Source organism: Azospirillum agricola (assembly GCF_017876095.1).
GTDB classification, from domain to species: domain Bacteria; phylum Pseudomonadota; class Alphaproteobacteria; order Azospirillales; family Azospirillaceae; genus Azospirillum; species Azospirillum agricola.
Genome location: NZ_JAGINM010000012.1, coordinates 145,230 through 169,959, shown reverse-complemented (window position 1 = coordinate 169,959; position 24,730 = coordinate 145,230). Strand labels below are relative to the sequence as shown.

The 24,730-nt window shown below is 70.9% G+C and carries 17 protein-coding genes; 8 read left to right on the top strand and 9 right to left on the bottom strand.

Annotation, left to right across the window (positions count from 1 at the left end):
• The first annotated feature begins 166 nt into the window (after window positions 1–166).
• The 3 genes from J2847_RS19050 to J2847_RS19040 all read left to right on the top strand — a co-directional run bounded on the left by J2847_RS19050 (window position 167) and on the right by J2847_RS19040 (window position 6,070).
• Window positions 167–2,536, top strand: a complete 2,370-nt coding sequence (locus J2847_RS19050) for a flagellar hook-basal body complex protein (protein WP_209780452.1) — start codon at window positions 167–169, stop codon at window positions 2,534–2,536.
• 79 nt (window positions 2,537–2,615) lie between these two features.
• Window positions 2,616–4,025: a flagellar hook-associated protein FlgK gene (flgK, locus tag J2847_RS19045; protein WP_209780451.1), complete on the top strand. Its 1,410-nt coding sequence runs from the start codon at window positions 2,616–2,618 to the stop codon at window positions 4,023–4,025.
• Window positions 4,022–6,070, top strand: coding sequence for a flagellin (locus J2847_RS19040; protein ID WP_209780450.1), 2,049 nt, complete (start codon window positions 4,022–4,024; stop codon window positions 6,068–6,070). The genes flgK and J2847_RS19040 overlap by 4 nt, the downstream gene beginning before the upstream one ends.
• 54 nt (window positions 6,071–6,124) lie before the next feature.
• Here J2847_RS19040 and J2847_RS19035 read toward each other — a convergent pair whose 3' ends face one another.
• Window positions 6,125–7,774, bottom strand: a complete 1,650-nt coding sequence (locus tag J2847_RS19035) for an alpha-amylase family glycosyl hydrolase (RefSeq protein WP_233474624.1) — start codon at window positions 7,772–7,774, stop codon at window positions 6,125–6,127.
• A 193-nt stretch (window positions 7,775–7,967) separates the two neighbouring features.
• Between J2847_RS19035 and J2847_RS19030 the strand changes: the two genes are divergently transcribed.
• The gene (locus J2847_RS19030) at window positions 7,968–9,671 is read left to right on the top strand and encodes a DUF4384 domain-containing protein (protein WP_233474623.1); all 1,704 of its coding nucleotides are present in this window, start codon (window positions 7,968–7,970) and stop codon (window positions 9,669–9,671) included.
• Between the two features lie 26 nt (window positions 9,672–9,697).
• On the opposite strand, the gene J2847_RS19025 is transcribed toward J2847_RS19030, so the two are convergent.
• Both J2847_RS19025 and cobT read right to left on the bottom strand, forming a co-directional pair.
• Entirely contained in the window at window positions 9,698–10,543 is an 846-nt protein-coding gene (locus tag J2847_RS19025; protein ID WP_209780448.1) for a PP2C family protein-serine/threonine phosphatase, read from the bottom strand.
• Between the two features lie 144 nt (window positions 10,544–10,687).
• Complete coding sequence (cobT, locus tag J2847_RS19020) at window positions 10,688–11,716, bottom strand: nicotinate-nucleotide--dimethylbenzimidazole phosphoribosyltransferase (protein WP_209780447.1); 1,029 nt, start codon at window positions 11,714–11,716, stop codon at window positions 10,688–10,690.
• Window positions 11,717–11,917: 201 nt separating this feature from the next.
• Between cobT and J2847_RS19015 the strand changes: the two genes are divergently transcribed.
• A complete protein-coding gene (locus tag J2847_RS19015) occupies window positions 11,918–14,632 on the top strand; it encodes an O-linked N-acetylglucosamine transferase family protein (protein WP_209780446.1) in 2,715 nt (904 codons plus the stop codon).
• Between the two features lie 34 nt (window positions 14,633–14,666).
• Here the strand turns inward: J2847_RS19015 and J2847_RS19010 are convergent, their stop codons facing one another.
• The 3 genes from J2847_RS19010 to cobS all read right to left on the bottom strand — a co-directional run bounded on the left by J2847_RS19010 (window position 14,667) and on the right by cobS (window position 16,689).
• Window positions 14,667–15,182 carry a pyridoxamine 5'-phosphate oxidase family protein gene (locus J2847_RS19010; RefSeq protein WP_209780445.1) on the bottom strand — a complete coding sequence of 172 codons (516 nt, stop codon included), beginning with the start codon at window positions 15,180–15,182 and terminating at the stop codon, window positions 14,667–14,669.
• A gap of 74 nt (window positions 15,183–15,256) precedes the next feature.
• A complete protein-coding gene (locus J2847_RS19005; protein ID WP_209780444.1) occupies window positions 15,257–15,856 on the bottom strand; it encodes a histidine phosphatase family protein in 600 nt (199 codons plus the stop codon).
• Complete coding sequence (gene cobS / locus J2847_RS19000) at window positions 15,853–16,689, bottom strand: adenosylcobinamide-GDP ribazoletransferase (RefSeq protein ID WP_209780443.1); 837 nt, start codon at window positions 16,687–16,689, stop codon at window positions 15,853–15,855. The genes J2847_RS19005 and cobS overlap by 4 nt, the downstream gene beginning before the upstream one ends.
• A gap of 138 nt (window positions 16,690–16,827) precedes the next feature.
• Between cobS and J2847_RS18995 the strand changes: the two genes are divergently transcribed.
• A complete protein-coding gene (locus J2847_RS18995; protein ID WP_209780442.1) occupies window positions 16,828–17,235 on the top strand; it encodes a flagellar basal body rod protein FlgC in 408 nt (135 codons plus the stop codon).
• Between the two features lie 28 nt (window positions 17,236–17,263).
• Here J2847_RS18995 and J2847_RS18990 read toward each other — a convergent pair whose 3' ends face one another.
• Both J2847_RS18990 and J2847_RS18985 read right to left on the bottom strand, forming a co-directional pair.
• On the bottom strand, window positions 17,264–17,467 hold the full coding sequence (locus J2847_RS18990; RefSeq protein WP_085554020.1) for a hypothetical protein: 204 nt from the start codon (window positions 17,465–17,467) through the stop codon (window positions 17,264–17,266).
• 34 nt (window positions 17,468–17,501) lie between these two features.
• Window positions 17,502–18,056, bottom strand: a complete 555-nt coding sequence (locus J2847_RS18985) for a hypothetical protein (protein WP_209780441.1) — start codon at window positions 18,054–18,056, stop codon at window positions 17,502–17,504.
• 200 nt (window positions 18,057–18,256) lie between these two features.
• On the opposite strand from J2847_RS18985, the gene J2847_RS18980 reads away from it, so the two are divergent.
• Window positions 18,257–19,792 (top strand): tetratricopeptide repeat protein, encoded by a 1,536-nt coding sequence (locus tag J2847_RS18980; protein ID WP_209780440.1) that lies wholly within the window; start codon window positions 18,257–18,259, stop codon window positions 19,790–19,792.
• 10 nt (window positions 19,793–19,802) lie between these two features.
• Here the strand turns inward: J2847_RS18980 and J2847_RS18975 are convergent, their stop codons facing one another.
• Entirely contained in the window at window positions 19,803–21,083 is a 1,281-nt protein-coding gene (locus tag J2847_RS18975; protein WP_209780439.1) for a methyltransferase, read from the bottom strand.
• 130 nt (window positions 21,084–21,213) lie between these two features.
• Between J2847_RS18975 and J2847_RS18970 the strand changes: the two genes are divergently transcribed.
• Window positions 21,214–24,720 (top strand): tetratricopeptide repeat protein, encoded by a 3,507-nt coding sequence (locus J2847_RS18970; RefSeq protein WP_209780438.1) that lies wholly within the window; start codon window positions 21,214–21,216, stop codon window positions 24,718–24,720.
• Window positions 24,721–24,730: the final 10 nt, after the last annotated feature.

Below are 24,730 nucleotides of genomic sequence, written 5' to 3'. Positions count from 1 at the left end.
GTCACTAGGCGAAACTTTCCCAGCGCCCGGCAATTTCCGGCACCGTTCCTGCCGTTCCGTCAAAAACCCTCGGAAAACAAGGCCCTGCCGCTCTTCCGAAAGTTGGCATTCTCCTTGCTTGATAGGGCGTCAACACGCTCGCCCTTTCTTTCGGAGACCACCGGCCATGAGCATCTTCGGTTCGATGACAACCGCCGTTCTCGGCCTGAATGCCCAGTCGAAGGCTCTTGGCCACATCTCGGACAACATCGCCAACTCCTCGACCATCGGCTACAAGCGGGTGGATTCGGCCTTCGAGACGCTGGTTCTCCAATCGAACGCGCGGATCCACGCGCCGGGCGGCGTGTCGGCGCAGCCGGTCTTCATGAACAACATCCAGGGCAACCTGACCCAGGTTCAGAGCCCGACCAACATCGCCATCCAGGGGCAGGGCTTCTTCAGCGTCTCCAAACTGAACACCCAGGGCTCCAACACGCTGGTGCAGACGCAGACCGGGACGGTCAACTCGTCGTCGGCCTACTACACCCGCGCCGGCGACTTCGAGCTGGACAAGAACCGCTATCTGGTCAACAGCGCCGGCTACGCGCTGAACGGCTGGGTCGCCGACCCGGTGACCGGCCAGTTGCAGAAGGATCAGGTGCAGCCGATCCAGGTGAACTCGCTGATCGACAAGCCGGTGGCGACCAACGGCATCGATCTGTCGGCCAACCTGCCGGCGACCCCGGCCAAGGGCCAGAAGATCCCCGATTCCAGCATCCAGATCTTCGACACCCAGGGCAACCCGCGCACCGTCAACTTCCAGTGGCGCCAGCAGGCCGGCGGCGACTGGCGGCTGACGCTGGACGCGCCCGGCTCCAACACCAAGCCGGTCGACGGCAGCTTCGCCGGCTACCCGGCCACCGCGACCTTCGGCCAGAACACCGCCGGCGTGACCGCGATCGCCCAGGTCAACGCGGTGGTGATCACCGGCCAGAACACGAACGGCCAGGACAACCTGCGCATCGGCGACATCTACACCGTCTCGGTGGACGGCACCAACTACAGCCTGAAGATCACCGCCGACAACATCGCGTCGGTCCGCACCTATTCGGGCCTCGCCGGCGCGCTGGCGAACCAGATCAACTCGGCCTCCCCCGCCGCGCCGGTGCTGGCGACGGTGACGAACAACGTCATCCACGTCACCGCCCGCAACGCCGGCACGCCGTTCAAGATCTCCCAGAGCGTCCAGGGCTCGACCCCGACCTCCAACACGATCACCGGCCCGACCACCACCAACCCGACCTCGGTCGCCGGCCAGATCGACCGCTTCACCTTCCCGCAGTCGCAGATCGACGTCGGCGACGTCTACCGGATCAACGTCAACGGCACGGTCGTGGCGGTGACGGTGACCGCCCAGACCTACTCGACCTACGCCAACGCGACCGGCGTGGTGCAGGAGCTGGCCAACCGCATCAACGCCGCCTCCGCCTCTCTCGGCAACGTGACCGCCACCGCGACCGGCGGCGTGCTGAGCATCCAGGCGAACGTCGCCGGCGGAACCGTCGGCACCTCCAGCGGCGTGACGAACTCCAGCTCGGCGGCGAACACGCTGACCGGCGTCTTCTCCACCGCCAACGTGGCGGGCGTCCGGCAGAGCCGCACGGTGACCCTGACGGGCACGCCGGGCGACGTCGGCACGCTCTACTCGCTGAGCGTCAACGGCACGCCGGTGACCTACAGCACCACCGGCGAGGAGATGACCATGGAGGACATCACCGCCGCGCTGGCCAACAAGATCAACTCCAACACCTCGCTTCCGGTCACCGCCACCGCACAGGGCGGCGTCATCACCATCACCGCCAAGACGGCGGACGGAACGACGGCCAACCAGTTCACCCTGGAGCAGACCTGCGTCGCCGGCCAGACGCCGGCACACATCGGCCTGACCTTCGGCAAGACGCCGGAGACGGTGGGCACGCTGACCAACATATCGACGGCCCTGGTCGGCACCGGCACGGCGGTGAGCGCCGCGACCCAGGCGGCCGGCGCCGACGCCAACATCACCTTCACGGTGGATTACGGCTTCGGCCCGCAGCAGATCACGCTGAACATGGGCAAGTACCAGAAGCCCGGCGGTCTTACCCAGTACGCCGGCGAGCAGATGAACGTCACCCAGCTCATCCAGAACGGCGCGCCGAGAGGCCAGTTCAAGGACGTGGTTTTCGGCGACGACGGCAACGTGCTGGTCAACTACGACAACGGTCGCTCGAAGGTGATCGCGAAGGTGCCGATCATCACCTTCAACAACCCCAACGCGCTGCAACGCGAATCCGGCGGCGTCTTCCTGGAGAGCGAGGAGGCGGGCAAGCCCAACTTCAACGATCCGGAGACCAACGGGGCCGGCGCCGTGATCGCCAACAGCGTCGAGGGCTCGAACGTCGACATCGCCGACGAGTTCACCAAGCTCATCGTCACCCAGCGGACCTACTCCGCCAACACCAAGATCGTCACGACCTCCGACGAGATGCTCCAGGAAGTCCTCGGGCTGAAGCGCTGACGCGCCACCCTCGGCTTTGAGCTGACGGGGCGGCCACGCCGCCGCCCCGCCCCTCCCGTTCCGCGAAAGGTCCACGGCCATGTCCTCCCTCTTCAGCGCCTTGAACAGTGCGACCGCCGGTCTGCGCACCGTCCAGGCCAACGTGAAGTTGGTTTCGGACAACATCGCCCGTGCCGACGACCCCACCCGCACGCGCCACACCGTCCAGCAGACGGTCGACGGCAGCGGCCAGATCATCAACACCCAGTACCGGCGCGAGGTCGACCAGGCGCTGAAGGCCCAGGTCGAGGAACTGAACTCGCGCTCCGGCGGCTCGGCGGTGCAGGCGACCTACATGCAGCAGCTGGGCGACCTGCTGCGCACCACCAACGGCACGCCGCTGATCAACGAGTACGCCGCCAAGTTCCAGTCCGCCTGGAGCACGCTGGCGACAACGCCGGAGGACGAGACGGCGCAGTATCAGCTGGTCCAGGCCGCCGACAACTTCGCGCGCGAGATCCGCCGCGTGTCGGAGGGCGTGGAGCAGCTCGACCGCAACATGAAGACCGACATGGACGATTCACTGACCAGGGTGAACGGTCTTCTCAAGGACATCAACCAGATCAACAACGACATCGTGTCGTTGAAGAGCCAGGGTGCGGCCGCCAACGAGGTCGCCGACAAGCGCGACGGCCTGATCCGCGAGCTGAGCGGCTACATGAACATCCGGACCGTCGAGCGCCCGGACGGCCGCATCGCCATCTTCACGCCGTCGGGCCTCGGGCTGGTCGATGCCGAACCGGCAAAACTTTCCTTCGACGGCGGCAATATCAACCTACAGGTCGGCAATCAAATCACCTCGATCAACGGCCATCTGAGCGACGGCAAGCTCGGCGCCCTGCTGAAGATGCGCCAGGACGGCTCGCTGACCGACCCGCCGACGGCGGCCAGCGGCGACCCGACGGCCGAGGTGATCCGCAAGCTGCGCTCGCAGCTCGACCAGTTCGCCCAGGCCTTCACGGGCGCCACCAAGCCCGGCGAGCCGACCAGCTTCCGGGACGCCTATGATTCCGCCATCTCCAAGGATGGCGAACAGGGCGAGCAGTTCTTCACCGGCGGCGACCGCTTCACCATCGCCGTGAACGCCAAGCTGTTGGAAAACACCGCGAAAGTGAAGGGCTCGGCGATCAACGACGTGGTCTCGGCGCTGAAGGCGCCGGGCCGCACCCTGACCGCCGACGGCCTCAAGATGACCGACGCGACCTACAGCCAGATGGTCAGCGGCATCACCGGCACCTGGATGGCGACGGCCAAGTCGGTCAACGACAAGCAGACCTCCGACAAGGAATCGGCGCAGCTGCTGACCGAGCGCTACCACTCCCGCACCGGCGTCAACATCGACGAGGAAATCGCGCAGCTTCAACAGCTTCAGACCTCCTACCAGGCTTCGGCACGGGTCATGCAAGTGGCCAATGCAATGTTTGACGCGCTGGAGGCGGTGATCCGATGAGCTCGATAACGGGAGTCAGCAGCTACGCATCGTATCTGAGCCTGGTGCGGAACCTGTCGAACGGCCAGAACAACGTCGACACGCTGTCGACCCAGATGACGACGGGCAAGAAGTCCATCGACCTCAACGCCTACGGCGCGGACACCCAGAAGCTTCTGGATCTGCGGGCCGAGATGGCGCGGCGCGACAACTACCTCCAGAACATCAACACCGCCAGCCCGCGCGTCGCCGCGACGGACAAGGTGCTGACCTCGCTGGAGAAGATCGCGACGGACTGGCAGGCCAGCAACCTGATGCCGTTCGAGCCCGGCCCGCCGAGCGTCACCTCCGCCTTCAACGCCAACCCCGACGCGATGAAGACGACGCTGAACGTCGACAAATCCTCGCTGACGGTCGGCGCCCGCTACACCGTCACCGCCATCCCCTCGCAGACGGGCGCCAACGGCACCTTCGACGTGACGGTGACGGACGGGCTGGGCGGCAAGACCACGCGCGCGATCAATCTCGGCACGACGCCGCCCAACGACGGCAAGGGCTACAACTTCACGATGTCCGGCGGTCCCGGCGACGGCGCCGTTCTGAACCTGACCTTCGACAGCCTGAAGGCGGCGTCGAGCAGCAACTTCACGGTTTCCTGGCCGCAAGCCGACCAGATGAAGGAGCGCGCCGAGGGCGCCATGCGCGACATCCAGGCGATGTTGAACCAGCGCTTCGGCGACCGCTTCCTGTTCTCCGGTTCGCGCTACGCCACCGAGCCCGTCACCGACCTGATGGCGACCAAGCAGACCAGCAAGATCACGCTGAACGGCGCCCTGGTGAACACCGACGATTATTACGAGGTGACGGTCAACGGCCAGAGCTTCGGCTACCAGATCCAGCCGGGCGACCCGAAGACGCTGACCTTCCTGGCGCAGACTCTCAGCACCCAGATGAACGCGGCCAGCCCGAAGCTGCCGATGACCGTGTCGACGGGCAACGGCATCATCACGCTGGTCGGCAACGATCCGGGGCAGAGCTTCACCGTGTCGTCGCGTGTCCAGAACGCCGCGACCGTGCAGAACTCCGCCACGCTGCCGACCACGCAGCAGACGGCGACGGCGACGCTGCCCCAGGTCGAGCGCTTCAGCTTCAACGGCGCCAACGTCGACATCGGCGACACCTTCGAATTCACGGTGACGGTGGGAGATCCGGACGATCCCTACAACCAGCGCTACTACACCAACCATCCGAACGAACCGAAGGATCTGCCGCCCTATCAGACCTACACGGTCAGCTACACGGTCAGCGACACCGACTACGACGCCGGCACCACCGACGTCGCCGCGGTGTCCGACAAGCTGCGCGCCCAGTTCGCCAACCTGAAGCCGCCGCCGCCCGTCACCATCGACGCGCTGGGCAGCGGCGCCGGCATCTCGCTGACCAGCAACACGATGGTCGATCCCAACCATCCCGACCGGATCCAGCAATTCTCGACCGCCGCCAAGGTGACGAACGGATCCATCGAGAACACCATCTCGGTGGCGACCCTGCCGCCCGAAGCCACGCCGATCACCGACATTCCCTACACCAACCCGCCCGACCTGCCCTTCTACGACGCCGAATATCTCACCAAGAAGCAGAATCCGGACGCCTACCGGAAGTCGCAGGTCAGCATCGACGACGGGCTGAACGTCACCTACGGGGTGAGCGCCGACGAGAAGGGCTTCCAGACCCTGGTGGAAGCCTTCCGTATGGCGCGCGTCGCGGCGACCAACCCCGGCAAATACACCGAGTACATCGGCAAGTCGCGCGAGCTGATGGCCCAGGCGACGGACGAACTGCGGTCGATCCACGCCAAGGTGGCGTCGGACCTCTCGACCATGGAGAGCACCAAGACCTCGCACACCGCGGCGAACGCCACCCTGACCGAGCGGATCGCCGGCATTGAGGGCGTCGATCCGACCGAGGTCGCGGCGCGCCTCGCCACCTCGATGAACACCCTCCAGGCGGCCTACACCGTGGCCGGGCAGACCAAGAAGCTCTCGCTGCTGAATTATCTGGCGTGAACCGGCGGACGCGCGGGAGCGGCGAGGCGCCGCCGCCGCGCATCGCCGTCACCGTCAGGTCGCGGAGCCCTGCGCCGCCAGGAAGGCGGCAAGGGGCGGCAGAACCAGCGTCCGCCCGTCGGCCGACCGCTCCGGCCCGGCTGCGCCCGGCGCGCGCGGCAAGGCCAGCGGGGTCAGTTCTCCCTTGCCCTTCAGCGGATGCTCGGCCGGCTGGCCGGTCAGGTTGAACACCGCCAGCAGCCGCTGGCCATCGACCGCCCGCTCGAAGGCGAGCACCCCGCCGCGTTCCTCGACCGCACCGACCGAGCCCGCCGACAGGGCCGGCTGGGTCCGGCGCAGGCGCAGCGCCGCGCGCCACACCGACAGAGGGCTGCCGGCCTCCCGCTCCTGCCGGTCGATCGCCAGCGGGGCGTGCGACGCCGCCAGCGGCAGCCAGGGCTCTCCGGCGCCGAAGCCGGCGTTGGGTTCGGCGGCCCTCCAGGGAATCGGGGTGCGGCTGCCGTCGCGCCCGGCGAAATCGGGCCAATAGGTGATGCCGAAGGGATCGCGCAGCTCATGCTGCTTCAGCACCGCGTTGGGCAGCGCCAGTTCCTCCCCCTGGTAGAGGCAGATGGTGCCGGGCAGCGCGGCCGTCAGCACGGCGAGCAGCGCGTTGAAGTCGCCCGCGTCGGCGCCCGGCGGCAGCCATCGGCTGGCGGCGCGCTCGACGTCGTGGTTCGACAGGCTCCAGCAGATCGCCTCGGGACGCGGGGTGCCGGTCAACGCCTGGGCGAAGCCCTTGGCGGTGAAGGGCTGCTTGGCGAGCGACAGGGTGTAGGCGGCGTCGAGCCCGCGCCCGGTGCAGTAGGCCGCCATGCGCTGACCGGCGCCGGGCTGGCTCGACAGCTCGCCCAGCAGCACGCGGCCGGGGTAGCGGTCCGCCACGGCGCGCAGCTTGGCGAGCATCTCCGTCACCGACGGGTGCATCATGTCGTGGACATGGCGTTGCAGGGCAAAGGGCTTCAGGGGTGGCTCTGCCTCCCCCCACAGGGCCGGTGGGTTGGAGCGCAGTTCCGGATCATGGGCGAAGAAATCCACCGCGTCGATGCGGAAGCCGTCGACGCCGCGTTCCAGCCAGAAGGCGGCGGTGTCGCACACCGCCTGCATCGCCGCCTCGCAATGAAGGTTGAGGGCTGGCTGGCTCGACAGGAAATGATGCAGGTAATATTGCCGCCGCCGCGGTTCCCAGCTCCAGGCGGCCCCGCCGAAGACCGAGAGCCAGTTGTTGGGCGGGGTGCCGTCCGGCCGGGCGTCGGCCCAGACATACCAGTCGGCGCGTTCGCCGGTGCGCGAGCGCCGGCTGTCGACGAACCAGGGATGCGCGTCGGAGGTGTGGCCGCAGACCAGATCGACCAGCAGCTTCAGGCCGAGCCCGTGCGCCCGTTCCACCACCCGGTCGAAGCCGGCGAGCGTGCCCATGCGCGGATCGACCGCGCGGTGGTCGGCGACGTCGTAGCCGAAATCCTTCCAGGGCGACGGGTAGAAGGGGCTGATCCACACACCGTCGACGCCGAGCGACGCGACATGCTCAAGCCCGTCCAGAACGCCGTCGAGGTCGCCCCAGCCGTCGCCGTTGCGGTCGCGAAAGCTCAAGGGGTAGATCTGGTAGAGGGCGGCACCGCGCAGCCAGGAAGCCGGCCGCCAAGAGGATGATTGCTGCGTCAAGACCGAACACTCCGCGCCCGTGGGGTGCGGTACAGCCTCCAGCCATAGGGCTAAGGATCCGTTACCAGGGCGCATTCGTCACAGCCGCCCGCCATGTCCCCGACTCGTCACGCGGGAAGCCGTGGCCCGCGCGGCGCCCAGCCGCTATACCGGGCCGGGACGCAAGGCGCGATGGCTGGTGCGAAGGTCGGGAATGGCGGTCGAGGGGATGGCGGGGCGCAGGCTCGGAAAGTACGAACGGCTCGACGGGATTCGACGGGAGGACGGGGACGCGCTCTATCGGGCGGTCGATCCGGACAACGGACGGGTCGTGACGCTGAGATGCGTGCCGCTGTCGCGCTTCGCCGGCCGCGACACCGCGCTGGAGCGTTTCCGCCGCGACGCGCGGGCGGCGACCCGTCTGATCCATCCGCACATCGCCGCCATCCAGGCGTCCGGCGAGATCGACGGCACCGCCTATGTCGCTTTGCCGCCGGAGGAGGGGCCGCGTCTCGACGAGCGGCTGTCCGGCCCCGGCCCCCTGCCCTGGAGCGAAGCGCTCGCCATCCTGAGCGCCCTGCTCGACGCGCTGGCGCGGGCGCACCATGGCGGCGTGGTGCATGGCGCGCTCCACGCCGCCGCGATCCGGCTGGGCACCGGCGGGGGACTGGTGGTCGCCGGTTTCGGCCTCGCGGCGTTGCACAGCCCCGACGCCACCGAGAGCGACGATCTGCGGAGCGCCGGCCTCCTGGCGAAGATCCTGCTGTCCGGACACGACGGCCGGCCCGGCGTGGCGGCGCTGCTCGCCCGCATCCACGGGGACGGCTCCGGTTTCACCGACGCGGCCTCCTTCCGCGAGGCGGTGCGCGCGCTGGCTTCGCCGCCCGACGCACCGCGTCCTCGCCATGGCCTCACGTTCACGGCCGCCGTGCTGGTCGGGCTCGGCGTGGCGGGCGCCTTCGCGTGGCAGCAGCGGTTTTTGGTACCGCTGCCTGACGCCACCCTGCCTTCGCCGGTCGGGGTGCCCTCCCCCTCGGCCGAGGCGCGCCCTGCCGAGACGCCCCCCGCCGCCACCTCCCCGCCGGAGCCCGAGGCGGTGCCGGAGCCGTCCGCGCCACGACCCGACCCTCCCCCTCTTCCCGAGGAGCCACCCGAAGAAGCGCCGGCACCGGAGCCGGTGGCCGATCCCGAACCATCCTCCTTCCCTCCGCCACCCGACACCCCGTCTCCCACGCCTCGCGAACCGGCCCGGCCGCCGGTGGAGGCGGTGCGGGCGGCGCTGGAGCCTCTGCCCTGCGCCCTGCTGACGGTCGAGGAGGTGCAGGGACGCCTGCTGATATCCGGCACCGTCGCGGGCGAGGCGGCCCTTCCGGCGATCACCGAGGCGCTGGCCCGCGCCGCTTCCGGCTGGGGTCATGGTCTCGATGTCGCCGTGGCCCGCCCCGGCCTGTGCGGTCCCCTGACGCTTCTGGCCCCGGCGGTCGCCGCCAACGTCGCCCTGGAGGCGCCGCTGAGCATGGGCATTGCCGGCGGCGGCACGCTGCATGGCGGCGACCCGCTGACCCTCGACATCGGCGGACCGGCTGCCGCGTCGCGGTTGCAGGTCGATTATTTCACCTCCGACGGCAACGTCGTGCATCTGCTGCCCAACCCTCTCGAACCCGACGGCCAACTCGACGCCGGAGCGGGGCGCCGGCTGGGCGAGCGTGGGGCCGGGGGCCGTTTCTGGAGCATCGGCGCCCCGTACGGGCAGGAGCTGGTGGTGGCGCTCGCCACCCCGTCGCCGCTGTTCACGACTCCCCGTCCGGAGGTGGAACCAGCGGTGGTCTATCTGGCCGATCTGAAGCGGGCGCTGGCCGCCGCCGGTCCCGACGCGGCGCCGCTCGCGGTGCTGCGCTTCATCGCCACGGCGCCCTGAGCGGGAGCCATGAGCCGGCCGTTGCCTCAGGTCGCGGAAAAGCGGGCGACGGCGACGGTGATGTTGTCCTGCCCGCCGGCCGTGTTGGCGGCGTCGACCAGCGCGGCGCAGGCCCGCTCGGGATCGGGCTCCTGCCGCAGGATGCGGGCGATCAGGGTGTCCGGCAGCATCCCGTTCAGGCCGTCGGAACAGAGCAGCAGGACATCGTCGGGAAGCAGGGCGTGCGCCGCCGCCTCCGGTTCGACCTCCTCCCCGGTGCCCAGCGCGCGCAGGATGATGTTGCGGTGGGGAGCCGTGCCGTTTCCGCCATTGTCGAGCCAGAGCTGGTAGAGGCTGTGGTCGCGGGTCAGGGCGCGGAACTCGCCGCCGCGCAGCCGGTAGAGCCGGCTGTCCCCGGCGTGGAAGGCGACGATCCGGTTGCTGTCCGGCACCAGCCACCAGCCGACGACCGTCGTCCCCATGCCGCGCCCGTCGGCGAAGCCGCGCTGCCGGTTGAGCGCATGGATGCGGGCGTTGGCCCGCCGCACCGCCGATCGCGCGAGGGCCAGAGCGCCGCGGATCGCGGCCTCTTCCCGATCCGGTTCCGGCAGCGTCCTGACCGTGTCGCCGCCGTCCGGCCCGTCACCCTCCACCCCGCCGAAATCGCATGGCGGGGCGGAGGCGGCGTCCTCCAGCAGACCGGCGATGACCTCGACCGCCTTGCGGCTGGCGATGTCGCCGCCGGCGTGGCCCCCCATCCCGTCGCACACGATGGCGAAGCGCCCCGCCGGATCGACGTGCAGGCTGTCTTCGTTGCGCGCGCGGGCGCGGCCGACATCGGTCCGTCCGGCGATCCGTCCGGTGGCGGTGAGGGCGAAGGTGGCGACTGGCATCGGCGACACGGCTCCGGAAGCGGGAACGGCGAAGGGCGCGCGCCCGTTCGGGTCGCGCGCCGGCCCCGCGCCGCCGATCATGGCCCATGGGCCGGCAAAGATACAGCGGCGTTTGGTGGTGTTTCGCGCGGTTGCCGCGCCGTTTCACCCCTCCCGGTTGCTGACCCCGGCGTCGGCGAAGGTCGCCATGCCGGCGTGGCAGGCGACGGCCGACTTCACGATGTTGATCGCCAGAGCGGCCCCCGACCCCTCGCCCAGGCGCATGCCGAGGTCGAGAAGCGCCTCCTTGCCCAGCGCCTCCAGCAGACGGCCGTGGCCCGGCTCGACCGAGCGGTGGGCGACGACGCAATGGTCGAGCGCGCGCCGGTCGGCCTTGAACAGGACCGCCGCCGCCGCCGTGCAGGCGAAGCCGTCGAGCAGAACCGGAACCCGCGCCACGCGCGCCGCCAGGATGGCGCCGGCGATCGCCGCCAGTTCGTAGCCGCCGAGGCGGCGCAGGGCCTCCAGGGGATCCTCCTTGGCCTGCGGGTTGGCCGCCAGGCCGGCCTCGACCGCGGCGACCTTGCGGGCCAGCCCCTCGTCGTCCACGCCGGTGCCGCGCCCGGTCCAGTCGGCCGCCTCGCCGCCGAACAGCGCGAGGCAGAGCGCCGCCGCCGAGGTCGAGTTGCCGATGCCCATCTCGCCCAGCGCCAGAAGCTGGACGCCCATCTCCACCGCCATCATGCCGTAGGCCATGGTGCGGCAGCACTCCTCCTCGCCCATGGCCGGACCCTGGGTGAAGTCGGCGGTCGGGTTGTCGAGATCCAGCTCGTAGACGCGCAGATCGGCGTCGGCCGTCTCGCAGAGCTGGTTCACGGCGGCGCCGCCATTCTGGAAGTTGGCGACCATCTGCGCCGTCACCGCCGCCGGATAGGCCGACACGCCGCGCGCGGCGACCCCGTGGTTGCCGGCGAAGACGGCGACGCGCGGGCGACGGATGTCGGGCGGGTGCTGGCCCTGCCAGGTGGCGACCCATTGCGCCAGCTCCTCCAGCCGCCCGAGGGCGCCGGCCGGCTTGGTGAGCTGCCGTTCGCGCTGCAAGGCCGCCGTGCCGGCGTCCAGATCCGGACCCGGCAGATTGCGCAGGAGCGCACGGATTTCCTCGAAGGTGACGGCGGGCTGCTGGTTGCTCATGGGGTGACGTCCTGACGGTCAGCGCTGGGAAAAAGCGGCGCGACCTTGCACCCATCCGGAGCCCGAGTCAAAGCGCCTGTGGCGGATTCCGGCACGGCGCGCGGGGACGCCGGGGCACAAAATCCGTGCAATCCCCGCGAGTCTGCGTGTATCTCGTGACGCCGGCAGCCCGGACCGGCCGGACCGCAAGGAAGCCCCTCCATGGCTACCATCGCCGAAGCGCTCGCCATCGCCACCGACCATCATCAGGCGGGCCGCCTCGCCGAGGCCGAGACGCTCTACCGGCGCATCCTGGAGGCCGATCCCGGGAACCCCGCCGCCCTGCACCGGCTCGGCGTGCTGGCGGCCCAGTGCGGCGCCTTCGAGGCCGCCGCCGATCTCATCGGCCAGGCGATCCGCCACAATGCGGGGATCGCCGAGTATCACCGCCACCACGCCATGGCGCTCGACCGGCTGGGGCGGACCGAGGATGCGGCGGGCGCCTACGCGGCGGCGGCGGAGCTCGCTCCCGGCCACGCCGACACGCTGTTCAACCTGGGGGTCGTGCTCGACCGGCTGGGGCGGCGCGACGCCGCGGCCGAAGCCTACGGGCGGGCGTTGGAGGCCGATCCGCGGCACGCGCCGGCCGCCAACAACCGGGGGCTGGCGCTCCGCGCGCTGGGGCGCGTCGAGGAGGCCATCGACAGCTTCGCCCAGGCCGGCCGCGCCGATCCGGGCTTCGGCGCCGCCTGGTACCACCGGTCGCTGGCGCAGTCGGCGCTCGGCCGGAGCCGGGAGAGCGCCGTCTCGCTGCGGCTGGCGGTGCTGGGCGATCCGGCGCTGGCCGGAGCGCATGTCAACCTTGCCAACCACGCCCAGGAGGCCGCCGACACCGACGCGGCGGCGCGTCATTACCGCCACGCGCTGCGGATCGATCCGGCACAGACCGGGGCTTGGCGCGGGCTGGCGCAGGAACTGCACAGGCAGGGCCGTCCGCGCGATGCGGCCGAGGCCTTTGCCGAGGCGCTCCGCTATGGCGGCGGGGAGCCCGTGCTGTGGAACGCACTCGGCACCTGCCGGCTGGCGGCCGGCGATGCGGCGGGCGCGGTGTCCGCCTTCCGGCGCTGGTCGGTCGCCGAGCCGGACGACGCGGAGGCGCAATTCGCGCTGGCCGTCGCCGCCGCGCAGGCCGAGGCCGGCCCCGGCATCGGCCCCGGCACCGGCCTTGCCGAGACCGCCTACCGCCGCACCGCGCGGCTGCTTCCGACCGACCATCGTCCCTGGGTCAACCTCGCCCTGCTGCGGATCGCCGCCGGCCGTCTGGCGGAGGCGCTGAGCCCGCTGCGGATGGTGGTGGCCCTGCGGCCGCATCTGGCGGAGCCGTGGTACAATCTCGGCCACACGCTGCGCAGGCTGGAGCGGGCGTCCGACGGCGTCGCCGCCTACCGCCGCGCGATCATCCTGCGCCCGGATGACGGCGCCGCGGTGTTCAACCGGGCGCTCGACCTTCAGGAACTCGGACGCATCGCCGAGGCCGCCGACGGGTACCGCCACACGCTGGCGCTCGACCCGGCCCATGTCGACGCGCTGTGCAGCCTCGCCAGCCTCGTGCGCGCGTCGGCCCGCTACGCGGAGGCGACGGCCGGTTACCGCCGCGCCCTGGCGATCCAGCCGGCCAGCGTGGCGTCGCACCGCAACCTGCTGTCCTCGATCCTCTACGATCCCGGCTGGAGCGAGGCGATGCGCTACGCCGAGCACCGCCGCTTCGAGGCTCTGCACGCCCTTCCCCTCTATGCCCAGGCCAAGCCGCCGGCCTGCGATCCCGACCCGGGGCGCCGGCTGCGCGTCGGCTATCTGTCGGCGGACTTCCGCGAGCATCCGGTCGCCCGCAACCTGGAGCCGATCCTTGCCAACCACGACCGCGAGCGCGTCCATGTCACCGCCTACGCCGACGTCGCCCGGCCCGACGCGGTGACGGACCGCTTCCGCGCCCATGTCCAGGATTGGCGTTCCATCGGCGGGCTGGACGATCGGACGGTCGCCGAACGGATTCGGGAAGACCGCATCGACGTGCTGGTGATCCTCGCCGGCCGGTTCGATGCCAACCGGCCGCTGGTGGCCGCCCATCGCCCCGCTCCGGTCCAGATCAGCCTCTACGACGCGGCGACCAGCGGCTTGTCGGCGATCGACGCCATCCTGACCGACCGGGTGATGACGCCGCGCCATGGCCCGGAACGCTTCGCCGAGCGCCCCATCCGCCTGCCGACGCTGTTCGCCTACGCGCCGATCGCCGACGCCCCGCCGGTCGTGCCGCCGCCGCACCTCGCGCGTGGTGGCGTGACCTTCGGCAGCTTCAACAACCCGGCCAAGCAATCCGACGAGGTGCTGGCCCTGTGGGCACGGGTGCTGGCGGCGGTGCCGGGATCCCGGCTGGTCCTGAAATACAAGAATCTCTACGCGGCCCCGGCGCTGGCGGACCGGGCGCGGCGGATCGTGGAGGCCGCCGGCGTCGATCCGGCCCGCCTGCTGACGCCGGCCGCCGTGCAGGAGCGCCAGCATCATCTGGCGCTCTACAACGGCGTCGACATCGCGCTGGACCCCTTTCCCTTCTGCGGCGCCACCACGAGCTTCGAGGCGCTGTGGATGGGGGTGCCGGTGGTGACGCTGCCGGGCGGCAACATGATGAGCCGCTGGTCGGCCTCGCTGCTGTCGGCCATCGGTCTGCCCGATCTGATCGCGGCCGATCCCGACGGCTATGTCCGCATCGCGACGGACCTCGCCGCCGACCCCGCGCGGCTGGCGGACCTGCGCGCGGGGCTGCGCGGCCGGATGGAGGCCGCGTCTTTCCTCGACGGGCGGCTGAAGGCCCGGCAGTTCGAGCGGGTCTACCGGGCGTTGTGGCGGCGCTGGTGCGCCCGCCACGACGCCACGGCCTGATCCTTTCCGCTTGCTGGCCCGCTTACTAGCCCGCTTACTGGAAGGCGATCTTGACGTTCTCGCCCGGATCGGGCGCCTCGCCGGTGATCTTGGCCTTCACGTAGCCATAGGCGTAGACCATCGCGCTCGACGGGCTGTCCCAATACTCGGCCTGGTCGACGCTGACCTTCAGCAGGGCGATCTCGGGATCGTCCGGCCCTTTCGGGAACCAGGTGGACAGGATGTCGCGCCACAGGAAGCGGATCTTGTCGCGGTCGCGCACCACCTCGGCGATGCCGGACAGCGAGACGTAGTCCTCCTTGTCAGGGTTGGCGTAGGCCAGGTTGACACGCCAGTGGCGGTCGAGTTCGGACACCTTCTCGGAATCGGCGCGGGTGAAGAACCACAGGGTACCGTCCTCGAAACCGCCGTGGGACAGGGTCGCCATCGGACGGGAATTCAGCCGGCCGTTGTCGTCGAGCGTCGTCATCATGGTGACGCGGGTGCCCTTGATCATGCTCCAGAGCTTCTCGGCGGCCTCGCGGTCGGTGCCGGTGCGGGTGGTGACCATGCTCTGCCTCTCGTTCGGTAGCCCAACAGAGTTCCGTCAACGCCGCTCCCACGGAAAGGTTCCGGGCCCGGCGTTCAAGGCACGGTGTTCACCCCGCCGACCGACCAGGAACCGCCGCCCGCCGCCGCGTGGTGATCCAGCCGCGTCAGCGACCAGTGATCGACCCGCAGCCGCAGCGCCGCCTGGGGCGTCAGATCCAGCGCCACCGCCACCGCCGCGCGGATCGAACCGCCATGGATCACCGCGATCAGATCGCACCCGGACTGGGCGGCGGTCCAGCGCTCCAGACACCCGGCCACCCGCGCCATCACCGCCGCGAAGCTCTCGCCGCCGGGCGGCGCGTTGCCGGCGGGGTCCGTCCAGAAGCTGGCGGCTTCCTCCGGGTGGCGGGCAGCGACCTCCGCGTGCGACAGCCCCTCCCAACGGCCGAAATCCTGCTCGGCAAGCGCCGGGTCGGCGTGTGCCTGGAGGTCCGGACGCAAGGTCAGCGCGGTCTGCCGCGACCGCCGCAGGGGGCTGGTCAGCCAGACGGCCCGCGTGGGCAGAACGGCCATGAGCGCCACCGCCCTGGTCCGGTCGCCGGTGTCGGCGGGCAGATCGCTGCTTCCGCAGATCGCCCCTTGCGGGTTGGGGACGGGGGCGTGGCGGATCAGCCACCAGCGGGTGACGCTCATGCCACGGCCGCGGCCCAGGCCGCGACGGTCAGCAGCACGGCGGCTTCGCCCACCTGCTGGATCGCCCCGAACACGTCGCCGGTGTGCCCGCCGATCTGGCGCCGGGCCAGCTCCGCGACCAACCATCCGGCTCCGCCCGCCGCCAGGATCGCGGCGGGCGCCATCCAGCCCAGCGTCGCCACGGCGGCCAGACCGCCCAGCGCCAGGGCCAGCGCGGCGGTCGCGGCCGTGGGCCGGCCCTGCGCCGCCGCGAGGCCGTCGCTGCGGGCCGGCGGCAGACGGCTGGCGACGGCCGCCATCCCGGCCCGCGACAGGGCGCCGGCCGCGACCAGCGCCGCGATGGCGTTTCCGACGTCGGATCCCGCCGGTCCGGCGAGGGCGGCCAGCGCCGAGGCTCGGATGGCCACCGAGAACACCAGCGCCAGCACCCCGTAGCTGCCGACCCGGCTGTCACGCATGATTTCCAGCTTGCGCGCCCGGTCGCGCCCGCCGCCAAAGCCGTCGGCGACGTCGGCGGCCCCGTCCTCGTGCAACCCGCCGGTCAGCCACGCCGTTGCCGCCAGGGCCAACAGGGCCGCCGTCAACGGCGGGAGATGGGCGAGCGTGGCGACGGCGAAGACCAGCCCCCCCGTCATGCCGACCAGGGCGCCGACCAGCGGAAACCACCCCATGGCGCGGGCCGCCGCCCCATCCGCAAGCGGTCCGGTCAGGGGAAGCGGAACGCGGGTCAGGAACACCAGGGCGAGGCCGGCGTCCTGGGCAGCGCCGGGTGGGACAGCGCTGGGCGAAGCTGCGTCGGGATCGGGCACGGGTGGGGGAACGGTGTCGGGCATGCCGGTCCGACTACGCCCAACGGGCGACGGCCGCAACCGCTTCCTGATGGGGGCATGCCAATGCGAGGCGTGTCGGCTTCGCTCCGGATCGGTCTCATGGTAGGATGCGGGCGGTGCAACAGCCCGGCCCCGTGAACCATGGTCCCCACCCTCGGCATCGCGCTCAGCGGAATGACTGCCCAGACCAGACGGATCGAGGCCTCGGCCTCCAACGTCGCGAATCTGCGCAGCAAGGGCGCCGTTCCCGACGCGGCCGGCACCGTGCCGGAAGGGAAACCACAAGCCTATCAGGCGCTGGGTGTCGCGCAGAGCGGCACCAACCCCGGCACGCGCGCGACCTTCACCCCGATCACCCCGGCCTATCTCCAGGAGCACGACCCGCAGGCGGATTACGCCGACTCACGCGGCATGGTGGCGGCGCCGAACGTCGATCCGGTGCGGGAGCGGGTGAACCAGATGGCCGCCAGCCGCGCCTATGGCGCCGGAATCGCCGTCGTCCGGACGCAGGACGACATGCTGAAGTCGCTCCTCGATTCAAAGGTTTGAAGCGGAAACAGGACCGGGCCGTGACGCGTCAGACCGTGATGTTCAGGTTCTGACCGCGCGTGGCGGTGACGTTGCCGCCGCCGCTTTCCGTTCCCCCCAGCAAGGTGGTCACGGCGTCCGTCTGCTGCTGGGCTGCCTGATCCAGCGCCTTCAGGCCGAAATCGAACTGCCCCTGGGCTTGGCGCAGGCTGATGGCCGCACCGGCGGTGGATGAGGCGATGTCCAGGCTCATGGCGCAAGTCCCCGAAGCGTGACCCGGGCAGGGATCAGATCACCACATTCACACGCGCGACGCCGGTCGATGCGGCGGCCGGGCGCGTGGTGGCCGGGGAGAAATGTGCCACGGAAACGGCGGCGCCGGAAGAGGAAGACGGCGGTGCCGAACCGCCCGCCGTCGCAGGCGTCGTCATGGGCGTTTTGGCGTTGGCGTCGCGTTGGGACACGCCGTCGCCGCCCCGGCTGTCCGAACCACCGACGGTGACCCGCAGCGTCGCGGCGCGGGAGGCGGTTCTTTCCTGTTCCTGCGCCTCCTTGTACTGCTTCAGCGCGGCCTCGGTCGGAATCTGCGAGACGGTCTTTCCATTCGCGGGATCCCGGTACAGCATGACCAGGCGCGACGCATCGACATCGTAGGAAAACGCGATCGACGGGAAGCGGTTGACCAACGGCTCGGAGCCTGAATTGCCGGTCTGACCGGTCGCAACCTGGCCGATCGGGTCGGGAATCGGGACTTCGGCCGTTTTTCCGACGGTGTCGCCGCCGGTGGCCATCATGAAGGAAGACGGCCATGAAGCCGTCGATGTGGCGGTCGCCACGTTCATGACCCGTGTCACCCGATGTCAGGAATTACCTGTTTGTTAAGGTATGATGGATAAGGGCGCCTGTAAAGGGTTCGTTTACCCTTATTCGGGGTTGCGCCGAAAGGCCTAGCATCAGCCTCTGGCGGGCAACGCCTCCGTCCTGATTCGGATGGTCCGCCTGCGGGCTTGCGCGGATTCGTTTGGGTGCTTAAGGCTTTCGCATGGCCACGATCACCGAAGCCCTGACGCTCGCTCTCGACCTCCACATCGCCGGCCGCCTCGGCGAAGCGCAGGAACTCTATGCCCGCATCCTGGACGCGGATCCCGACCAGCCGGACGCCCTGCATTTCCTGGGCGTTCTGACGGGGCAGGTCGGACAGGGGGAGGTCGGGCTGCCCTTGATCGCGCGGGCGCTGGTCTTCCGCCCCGAGGCCGAGGACATCCACGCCAACCGGGGCAACCTGCTGCGCGGGCTGGAGCGGTTGGGCGAGGCCGCCGACGCCTACCGCCGCGCCCTCGCCCTGCGGCCGGATTTCGCCGAGGCCTGGACCGACCACGCCAGCGCGCTGCGCGGCCTGGGCGACGGGGATGGCGCCATCGCGGCGCTCGGCCGGGCGGTGCGCGCGGCTCCGGATCTGGAGGCGGCGCGGGAGCGGTTGGCGGCGTTGCTGCACGAGCGAGGCCGGCTGCTGATCGAGGCCGGCCGCGCGTCCCTCGCCCTGCCCTTCCTGTTCCGCGCGGTCGAACTGGCGCCGCTTGACGCGGATCTTGCCTTCCTGCTGGGAAACGCGCTCTACGCCGCCGACCTGCGCGAGGATTCGCTGGCTCCCTACCGCCGGGCGTTGATGCTGGTGCCGGATTTCCTGTCGGCGACCTTGAATCTTGGCATTGCCCTGGGCCAGACCGGCCGGCCGGACGTGGCGGTGGCGGTCCTGTCGCACGCTGTCCGCATCGACCCGACCCATCTCGACGCGCTGGAGAATCTGATTCCAGCCCTCTATGCCCTTGGCCGCGAGGCGGAGGCGAACGTCTGGGCCGGCGCCGCCCTGCGCGAGAAGAACCGGCAGGCGGTCGCGCACGCTCCCGCCCTGCCGGAGTTGCCAGCGGCACCGCGCGCCGCCGAGGCCCGGACCCGCGACGTCGTGGTCTTCGGCCTGTGGGGAAGCAGCGCGCCGCACAGGCAAGGGGCGATCGAGAATGCGAGGCTGGTTCCGGTCCTCTATCCCGGCTGGATATGCCGGATCTACCACGATGACTCGACGCCCGCCGCCATCCTTGCCGAACTGGCGGCCAGCGGCGCCGAACTGGTCGCCATGGCGCCCGGCAGCGGGGCGCGGAGCGGTCCCTACTGGCGCTTCTTCGCCTCGGACGATCCGACGGTTCGCCGCTTCCTCTGCCGCGACTGCGGCTCGCGGGTCGGCCCCGGGGAGGCGGCGGCGGTCAAGGCCTGGATCGCGTCGGAGCAGCCCTTCCACATCATGCGCACCCATGTCCTGCAAACCGACCTGATCCCGGCCGGCCAGTGGGGTGGGATCGCCGGCCTGCTGCCGGAACTGCGCGGTCTGGCGGAGCGGTTCGCCCGTGCCGACACCAGCCGGCGGCCGGAGCAGGGATTCCTGCGCCGGTTCGTCTGGCCGGCCATCCGGGATCACGCGCTGATCCACGACCGCACCCACGACGGGCTCGGCCTGCCCTTTCCGGACGGCGCCGACGGGCCTTTCGACGGCTCCACCGCTTTCCGGGGCGGTCAGGCCTGAACGGTCCGCGTCAGGCGTCCGGTTTCCGGGCCAGAACCACCAGCCCGGAAACCGGCACGCCGCTCTCCAGGCGCAGCGTGTCGCGGCCGAGCGACGCGACCGCCAGCCCCGCCGCCGCCAGCGCGGCGCGGAGATAGGCCTCGCGGTGGGCGTAGCGTCCATGGGTGGCGACGCGGTGGGGCGGCTCCTCCCCATCCCCCAGCGCTTCCACGCTGAAGGCGAGCCGGCCGCCGGGGCGCAGCGCCGCCGACGCGGCGGACAGCGCATCGTCCAGAACGCCGAAGTAGCACAGCACATCCGCCGCCATGATCAGGTCGAAGGCCGCGGGGTTGGTTTCCAGGAAGGCGACCAGCTCGGCCTCCTCCAGGCGGTCGTAAAGGCCGCGCGCGCGGGCGCGCTCCAGCATGCCGCCGGACAGGTCGACCCCGGTCAGGCGGCGGGCAAGCGGACGCAGCGCCGCCGCGCACAGGCCGGTGCCGCATCCGGCGTCGAGCACGTCGAGCATGCCGTCGCCGGAGGCGCCGTTGCCGGATGTGCTGTCCGCCGCGACGGCGCGGGCCAGCAGCTCCGGCGCCCGATAGCCGAGTTCGGCGAGCTTCTCGTCGAACTCCCCGGCGAACAGGTCGAAGGTCTGGCGCACATAGGCGTCGGGGGCGCGCGGTTCCGCCCCTTCGCCGGCGATGGCGGCCCCGATGTGACGGGCCACCGCGTTGCCGGGATGCTCGCGCCGCCACAGCCCGGCCAGACGCGCCGCCTCCTCCACCCGCCCGCGCTCGTGCAACAGATAGAGGGCCGAGCCGAAATTGTCGTGGGCGTCGTTCCAGTCCGGCCGCAGCGTCACGGCGCGCCGGTAGCCGACCGCCGCCGCCTCCAGCCGTTCCTCGTCGCGCAGCAGGTTGGCGTGGTTGTTCCAGGCCTCGGCATGGTCCGGCTGCATGACCAGCGCCCGGCGATAGGCGCGGTCCGCCTCCGCCGCCCGCCCGGCCTGCCGCAGGGCGGATGCCAGATTGTAATGCACCAGCGCGATGTCCAGCCCATGGTCCAGCGCGGCGCGGTAGGCGGCGACGGCCTCCTCCGTCCGGCCCAGCGCGCGCAGCGCGTTGCCGTGGTTGTTGTGGGTGCCGGCCTGGGTCGGGTCGGCGGCCAGCGCCGCGCGATAGGCCGCCTCGGCCTCGGCGTGACGGTCGGCGGCGGCCAGAGCGTCGGCGTTCCGCGACAGGCGCGCCGCCGGCGGAACGGCACCGCCGGTGCGCTCCTTCTTTCCACGCAGGGACAGGCGTGATGCGGCCATGGGCGCGTCTCCGGGCGGGCAACGGAATGATATCGGTGGCATCTTTACCGCACAGGCCCGATCATGGCACTCCCTTTGGATGGGAGCGCGCCGGTTGGACGGTGCCGGGGCAAGGCGGAGCGGGTGGGCGATGAGCGACAGCATCCTGACACAGGCCCTGGCCCATCATCAGGCCGGTCGCTTGATGGAGGCCGAGCAGGGATACCGCGCCGTCCTGACCACCGACCCGCAGCATGCCGACGCGCTGCATCTGCTGGGTGTCCTGGCGCTCCAGATCGGCCAGCCGGCCGTCGCCGTCGAGCTGATCGGACAGGCGTTGGAGCGAGAGAAGGGGGTTGCCGACTATTGGGACAACCTGGGCAGCGCGCTGACGGCCGCCGACCGACGCAACGAGGCGGCCCAGGCCCACCGCAACGCGATCCTGTTGAACCCGCAGAGCGCCACCGCCCGTCACAATCTCGGCAACACGCTGGCAGCGCTGGGCCGGCACGGCTTGGCCCGGCGGCTGTTCGCGTCGGCGCTGGCGCTGCGGCCCGACTACGCCAAGGCCTGGTACAATCTGGGCAACAGCGAGCGGGCGCTGCACCGGTTGGACCAGGCCATCGCCGCGCTGTCGCACGCGGTGCGGCTCGCCCCCGGCATGACCGAGGCGCACACCAATCTGGGCGATGCCCTGGCCGACGCCGGACGTCTGGGCGAAGCGGTCGCCCAGCACCGCGTCGCCGTTTCCCAGAATCCGGACGACGCCAACGCCCACTACAATCTGGGAGCCATCCTCCAGCAGCAGGGAGCCCATGAGGGGGCGGAGATCGCCTACCGCGAGGCGCTGAGGCGCAACCCCCTCCACCCCGCGGCCCTGAACAACCTGGGCAGCGTGCTGAAACGGCTGGGGCGTCCCGACCAGGCGGAAATCTGCCACCGCAAGGCGCTGGATCTGCGCCCGGACTTCGCCGAGGCCCGCCACAACCTCGGCAACGCGCTCCAGGTCCTCGGCCGCTACAAGGAGGCGGAGGAGTGCTACGAGGCGGCGCTGGCGCAGGACCCGAATCTCGCCACCGCGACCTACAATCTCGGGAGGCTGGCTCTGCTGCACGGCGACCTGCCGCGCGGCTGGGCCGGTTACGAGCGGCGCTTCGCCGCCGGGGAGGTGCGTCCGCACCGCCGCATCGACCGGCCGCTCTGGGGCGGAGAGGGCTTGCGCGGCCGGCGTCTGCTGGTGTGGCGGGAGCAGGGGGTTGGCGACGAGATCCTCTTCGCCTCCTGCTACCCCGACCTGCTGGCCTGGAGCGGCGGTCCGGTGACCATCGAGTGCGACCGCCGGCTGGTTCCGCTCTTCACCCGATCCTTTCCCACGGCGACCGTGCGGGCGGAGACTTGCACCGCGGATCTGACCGAAACCATCGAGCCACCCGATTTCGACCTTCAGGTGCCGGCGGGCAGCCTGCCCTTCCATCTGCGGAACTCCCTGCCGAGCTTCGAACCGCAAGCCTTGTGGCTGGTGCCCGACCCGGCCCGGCTGGCGTTCTGGCGCGAGCGGCTGGCGGCGCTGGGGCCGGGGCTGAGGGTCGGGATCGGCTGGCGCAGCCAGCTCGTCACCGAGGAACGGCGCAGCGCCTACACGTCGCTGGATCAGTGGGGGGCGATCCTCGCGGTGCCGGGGATCACCTTTGTCAACCTTCAGTACGGCGAGTGCTCGGCCGAACTGAACGCCGCCGAGGCGTGCTTCGGGGTGCGCATCCACCGCTGGTCCGACCTGGACCTCAAGGACGATTTCGAGGGGGCGGCGGCGCTCACCGCCAACCTCGACCTGGTGATCTCGCCGGCGATGTCGGCGGGCGAGCTGGCCGGGGCGCTCGGCGTGCCGGTCTGGCGCTTCGGCGGCAGGGAGTGGACCCAGCTCGGCTGCGGCGTCCGCCCCTGGTTCCCTTCCATGCGGCTGTTCCAGCCTCGCCCCGGCGAAACGCTGGAGGATGCGCTCGGCGCCATCGCGCGGGCGTTGCGCGCGGCGGGAGGAATCGCCGCCGATGCCGTGCGGGCGCCGAAGCCCGACACCAACGCCCTGCTGTCGGACGCCATCGACCGGCACCGGGCCGGCCGACTGGAGGAGGCGCGGGCCGGTTACGAGGCGGTGATCGACGCCGAACCCGGCCATGCCGACGCGCTGCATCTGCTGGGTCTGATCCATCATCAATGCGGACAGCCGGAGGAGGCCGAGAGGCTGATGGCCGACGCGTTGCGGCGGATGCCGGATTTTCCCGCCGCCTGGAACCATCTGGGGCTGGTGCACGAATCCAGAGGGCGGCCGGACGCCGCCCTGCGCTCCTTCACCCGCGCGCTGGCGCTGCGCCCCGATTTCCCGGAGGCGCTCACCCATCTCGGCCTGCGTCTGCAAACGTCGAACCGGCCGGCGGACGCCAAACCTCTGCACAACCGCTCGATCCTGCTGGTTCCGGACAACCCGGCTCCCCACACCAACCTGGGCCATGCCTGCGAGTCCGAGGGCTGCTACGCCGAGGCCGCGATCCATTACCGGCGCGCCGTGGCCTTGCGGCCGGAGACGCCGGACACCCAAAACAACCTCGCCACCATCGCCAACCTGACCGGCCGGGCGGCGGACAGGGATCTTCATCTGAGGCGCGCGCTGCGCCTGGATCCGGATTTCGCGCTGGCCGCCTGGAATTTCGGGCTGCTGGCGCTTGCCAATGGCGACATCACGGCGGGCTGGGCAGGGTATCGCAAGCGGTTTTCCGCCCGCCAACTCCAGCGCGCGCGCCGGATTCCGCGACCCGAATGGCGCGGCGAGGCGCTGGAGGGTCGCCGTCTTCTGGTGTGGAGCGAACAGGGGGTCGGCGACGAAATCCTGTTCGCCTCCTGCTTCGACGCGTTGAAAGGGTTGGACGGCCCGGTGACGGTGGAGTGCGACCGGCGGCTGGTCAGCCTGTTCGCCCGCGCCTTTCCCTGGGTGTCGGTGCGGGCGGAAACCGTTGGCCGCGATGGTGGCGAAACCGTCGAACCGCCGGACTGCGACCTTCAGGTGGCGGCCGGCGGACTGCCCGCGCTGTTCCGCAACCGGCTGGCCGCCTTCCCGCAACGCGACGCCTATCTGGCTGCCGACCCGGCGCGGGTGGCGTTCTGGCGCGAGCGGCTGGCGGCGCTCGGACCGGGGCTGAAGGTCGGGCTCGGCTGGCGCAGCCAGCTCGTCACCGCGCAGCGCCGGAACGCCTACACCTCTCTCGAGGATTGGGAGCCGCTGCTCGATCTGCCGGGCGTGGTGGCGGTCAACCTGCAATATGGCGACTGCACCGCCGAGCTGTCCGCCGTCGAGCGTGACGGCCGCCGCCTGCACCGCTGGGACGACCTGAACCTCAAGGATGATTTCGAGGGGGTGGCGGCGCTGATGACGGCCCTCGACCTGGTGATCTCGCCAGCGATGTCGGCGGGCGAACTGGCCGGGGCGCTCGGCGTGCCGGTCTGGCGGCTGGGCGGCAGGGACTGGACCCAGCTCGGCAGCGGCGTCCGCCCCTGGTTCCCGTCCATGCGCTTGATCCAGCCAGCACCCGGCGAAGACATGGCCGCCGCCGTCACCCGCGCCATCCGCGCGCTTGCCGCCCTGTCCCCGCCCTCCCCATCCGCCTGAGGTCCCGCTG

Excerpts from the sequence above, each read along its gene's own strand:
- J2847_RS18970 (WP_209780438.1), top strand. The coding sequence starts at position 21,214 with ATGAGCGACAGCATCCTGACACAGGCCCTGGCCCATCATCAGGCCGGT.
- J2847_RS18985 (WP_209780441.1), bottom strand. The coding sequence starts at position 18,056 with ATGAACGTGGCGACCGCCACATCGACGGCTTCATGGCCGTCTTCCTTC.
- J2847_RS18980 (WP_209780440.1), top strand. The coding sequence starts at position 18,257 with ATGGCCACGATCACCGAAGCCCTGACGCTCGCTCTCGACCTCCACATC.
- flgK (WP_209780451.1), top strand. The coding sequence starts at position 2,616 with ATGTCCTCCCTCTTCAGCGCCTTGAACAGTGCGACCGCCGGTCTGCGC.
- J2847_RS18975 (WP_209780439.1), bottom strand. The coding sequence starts at position 21,083 with ATGGCCGCATCACGCCTGTCCCTGCGTGGAAAGAAGGAGCGCACCGGC.
- J2847_RS18990 (WP_085554020.1), bottom strand. The coding sequence starts at position 17,467 with ATGAGCCTGGACATCGCCTCATCCACCGCCGGTGCGGCCATCAGCCTG.
- J2847_RS19030 (WP_233474623.1), top strand. The coding sequence starts at position 7,968 with ATGGCGGTCGAGGGGATGGCGGGGCGCAGGCTCGGAAAGTACGAACGG.
- J2847_RS19010 (WP_209780445.1), bottom strand. The coding sequence starts at position 15,182 with ATGGTCACCACCCGCACCGGCACCGACCGCGAGGCCGCCGAGAAGCTC.
- J2847_RS19015 (WP_209780446.1), top strand. The coding sequence starts at position 11,918 with ATGGCTACCATCGCCGAAGCGCTCGCCATCGCCACCGACCATCATCAG.
- J2847_RS19050 (WP_209780452.1), top strand. The coding sequence starts at position 167 with ATGAGCATCTTCGGTTCGATGACAACCGCCGTTCTCGGCCTGAATGCC.
- J2847_RS18995 (WP_209780442.1), top strand. The coding sequence starts at position 16,828 with ATGGTCCCCACCCTCGGCATCGCGCTCAGCGGAATGACTGCCCAGACC.
- J2847_RS19005 (WP_209780444.1), bottom strand. The coding sequence starts at position 15,856 with ATGAGCGTCACCCGCTGGTGGCTGATCCGCCACGCCCCCGTCCCCAAC.
- cobS (WP_209780443.1), bottom strand. The coding sequence starts at position 16,689 with ATGCCCGACACCGTTCCCCCACCCGTGCCCGATCCCGACGCAGCTTCG.
- J2847_RS19040 (WP_209780450.1), top strand. The coding sequence starts at position 4,022 with ATGAGCTCGATAACGGGAGTCAGCAGCTACGCATCGTATCTGAGCCTG.
- cobT (WP_209780447.1), bottom strand. The coding sequence starts at position 11,716 with ATGAGCAACCAGCAGCCCGCCGTCACCTTCGAGGAAATCCGTGCGCTC.
- J2847_RS19025 (WP_209780448.1), bottom strand. The coding sequence starts at position 10,543 with ATGCCAGTCGCCACCTTCGCCCTCACCGCCACCGGACGGATCGCCGGA.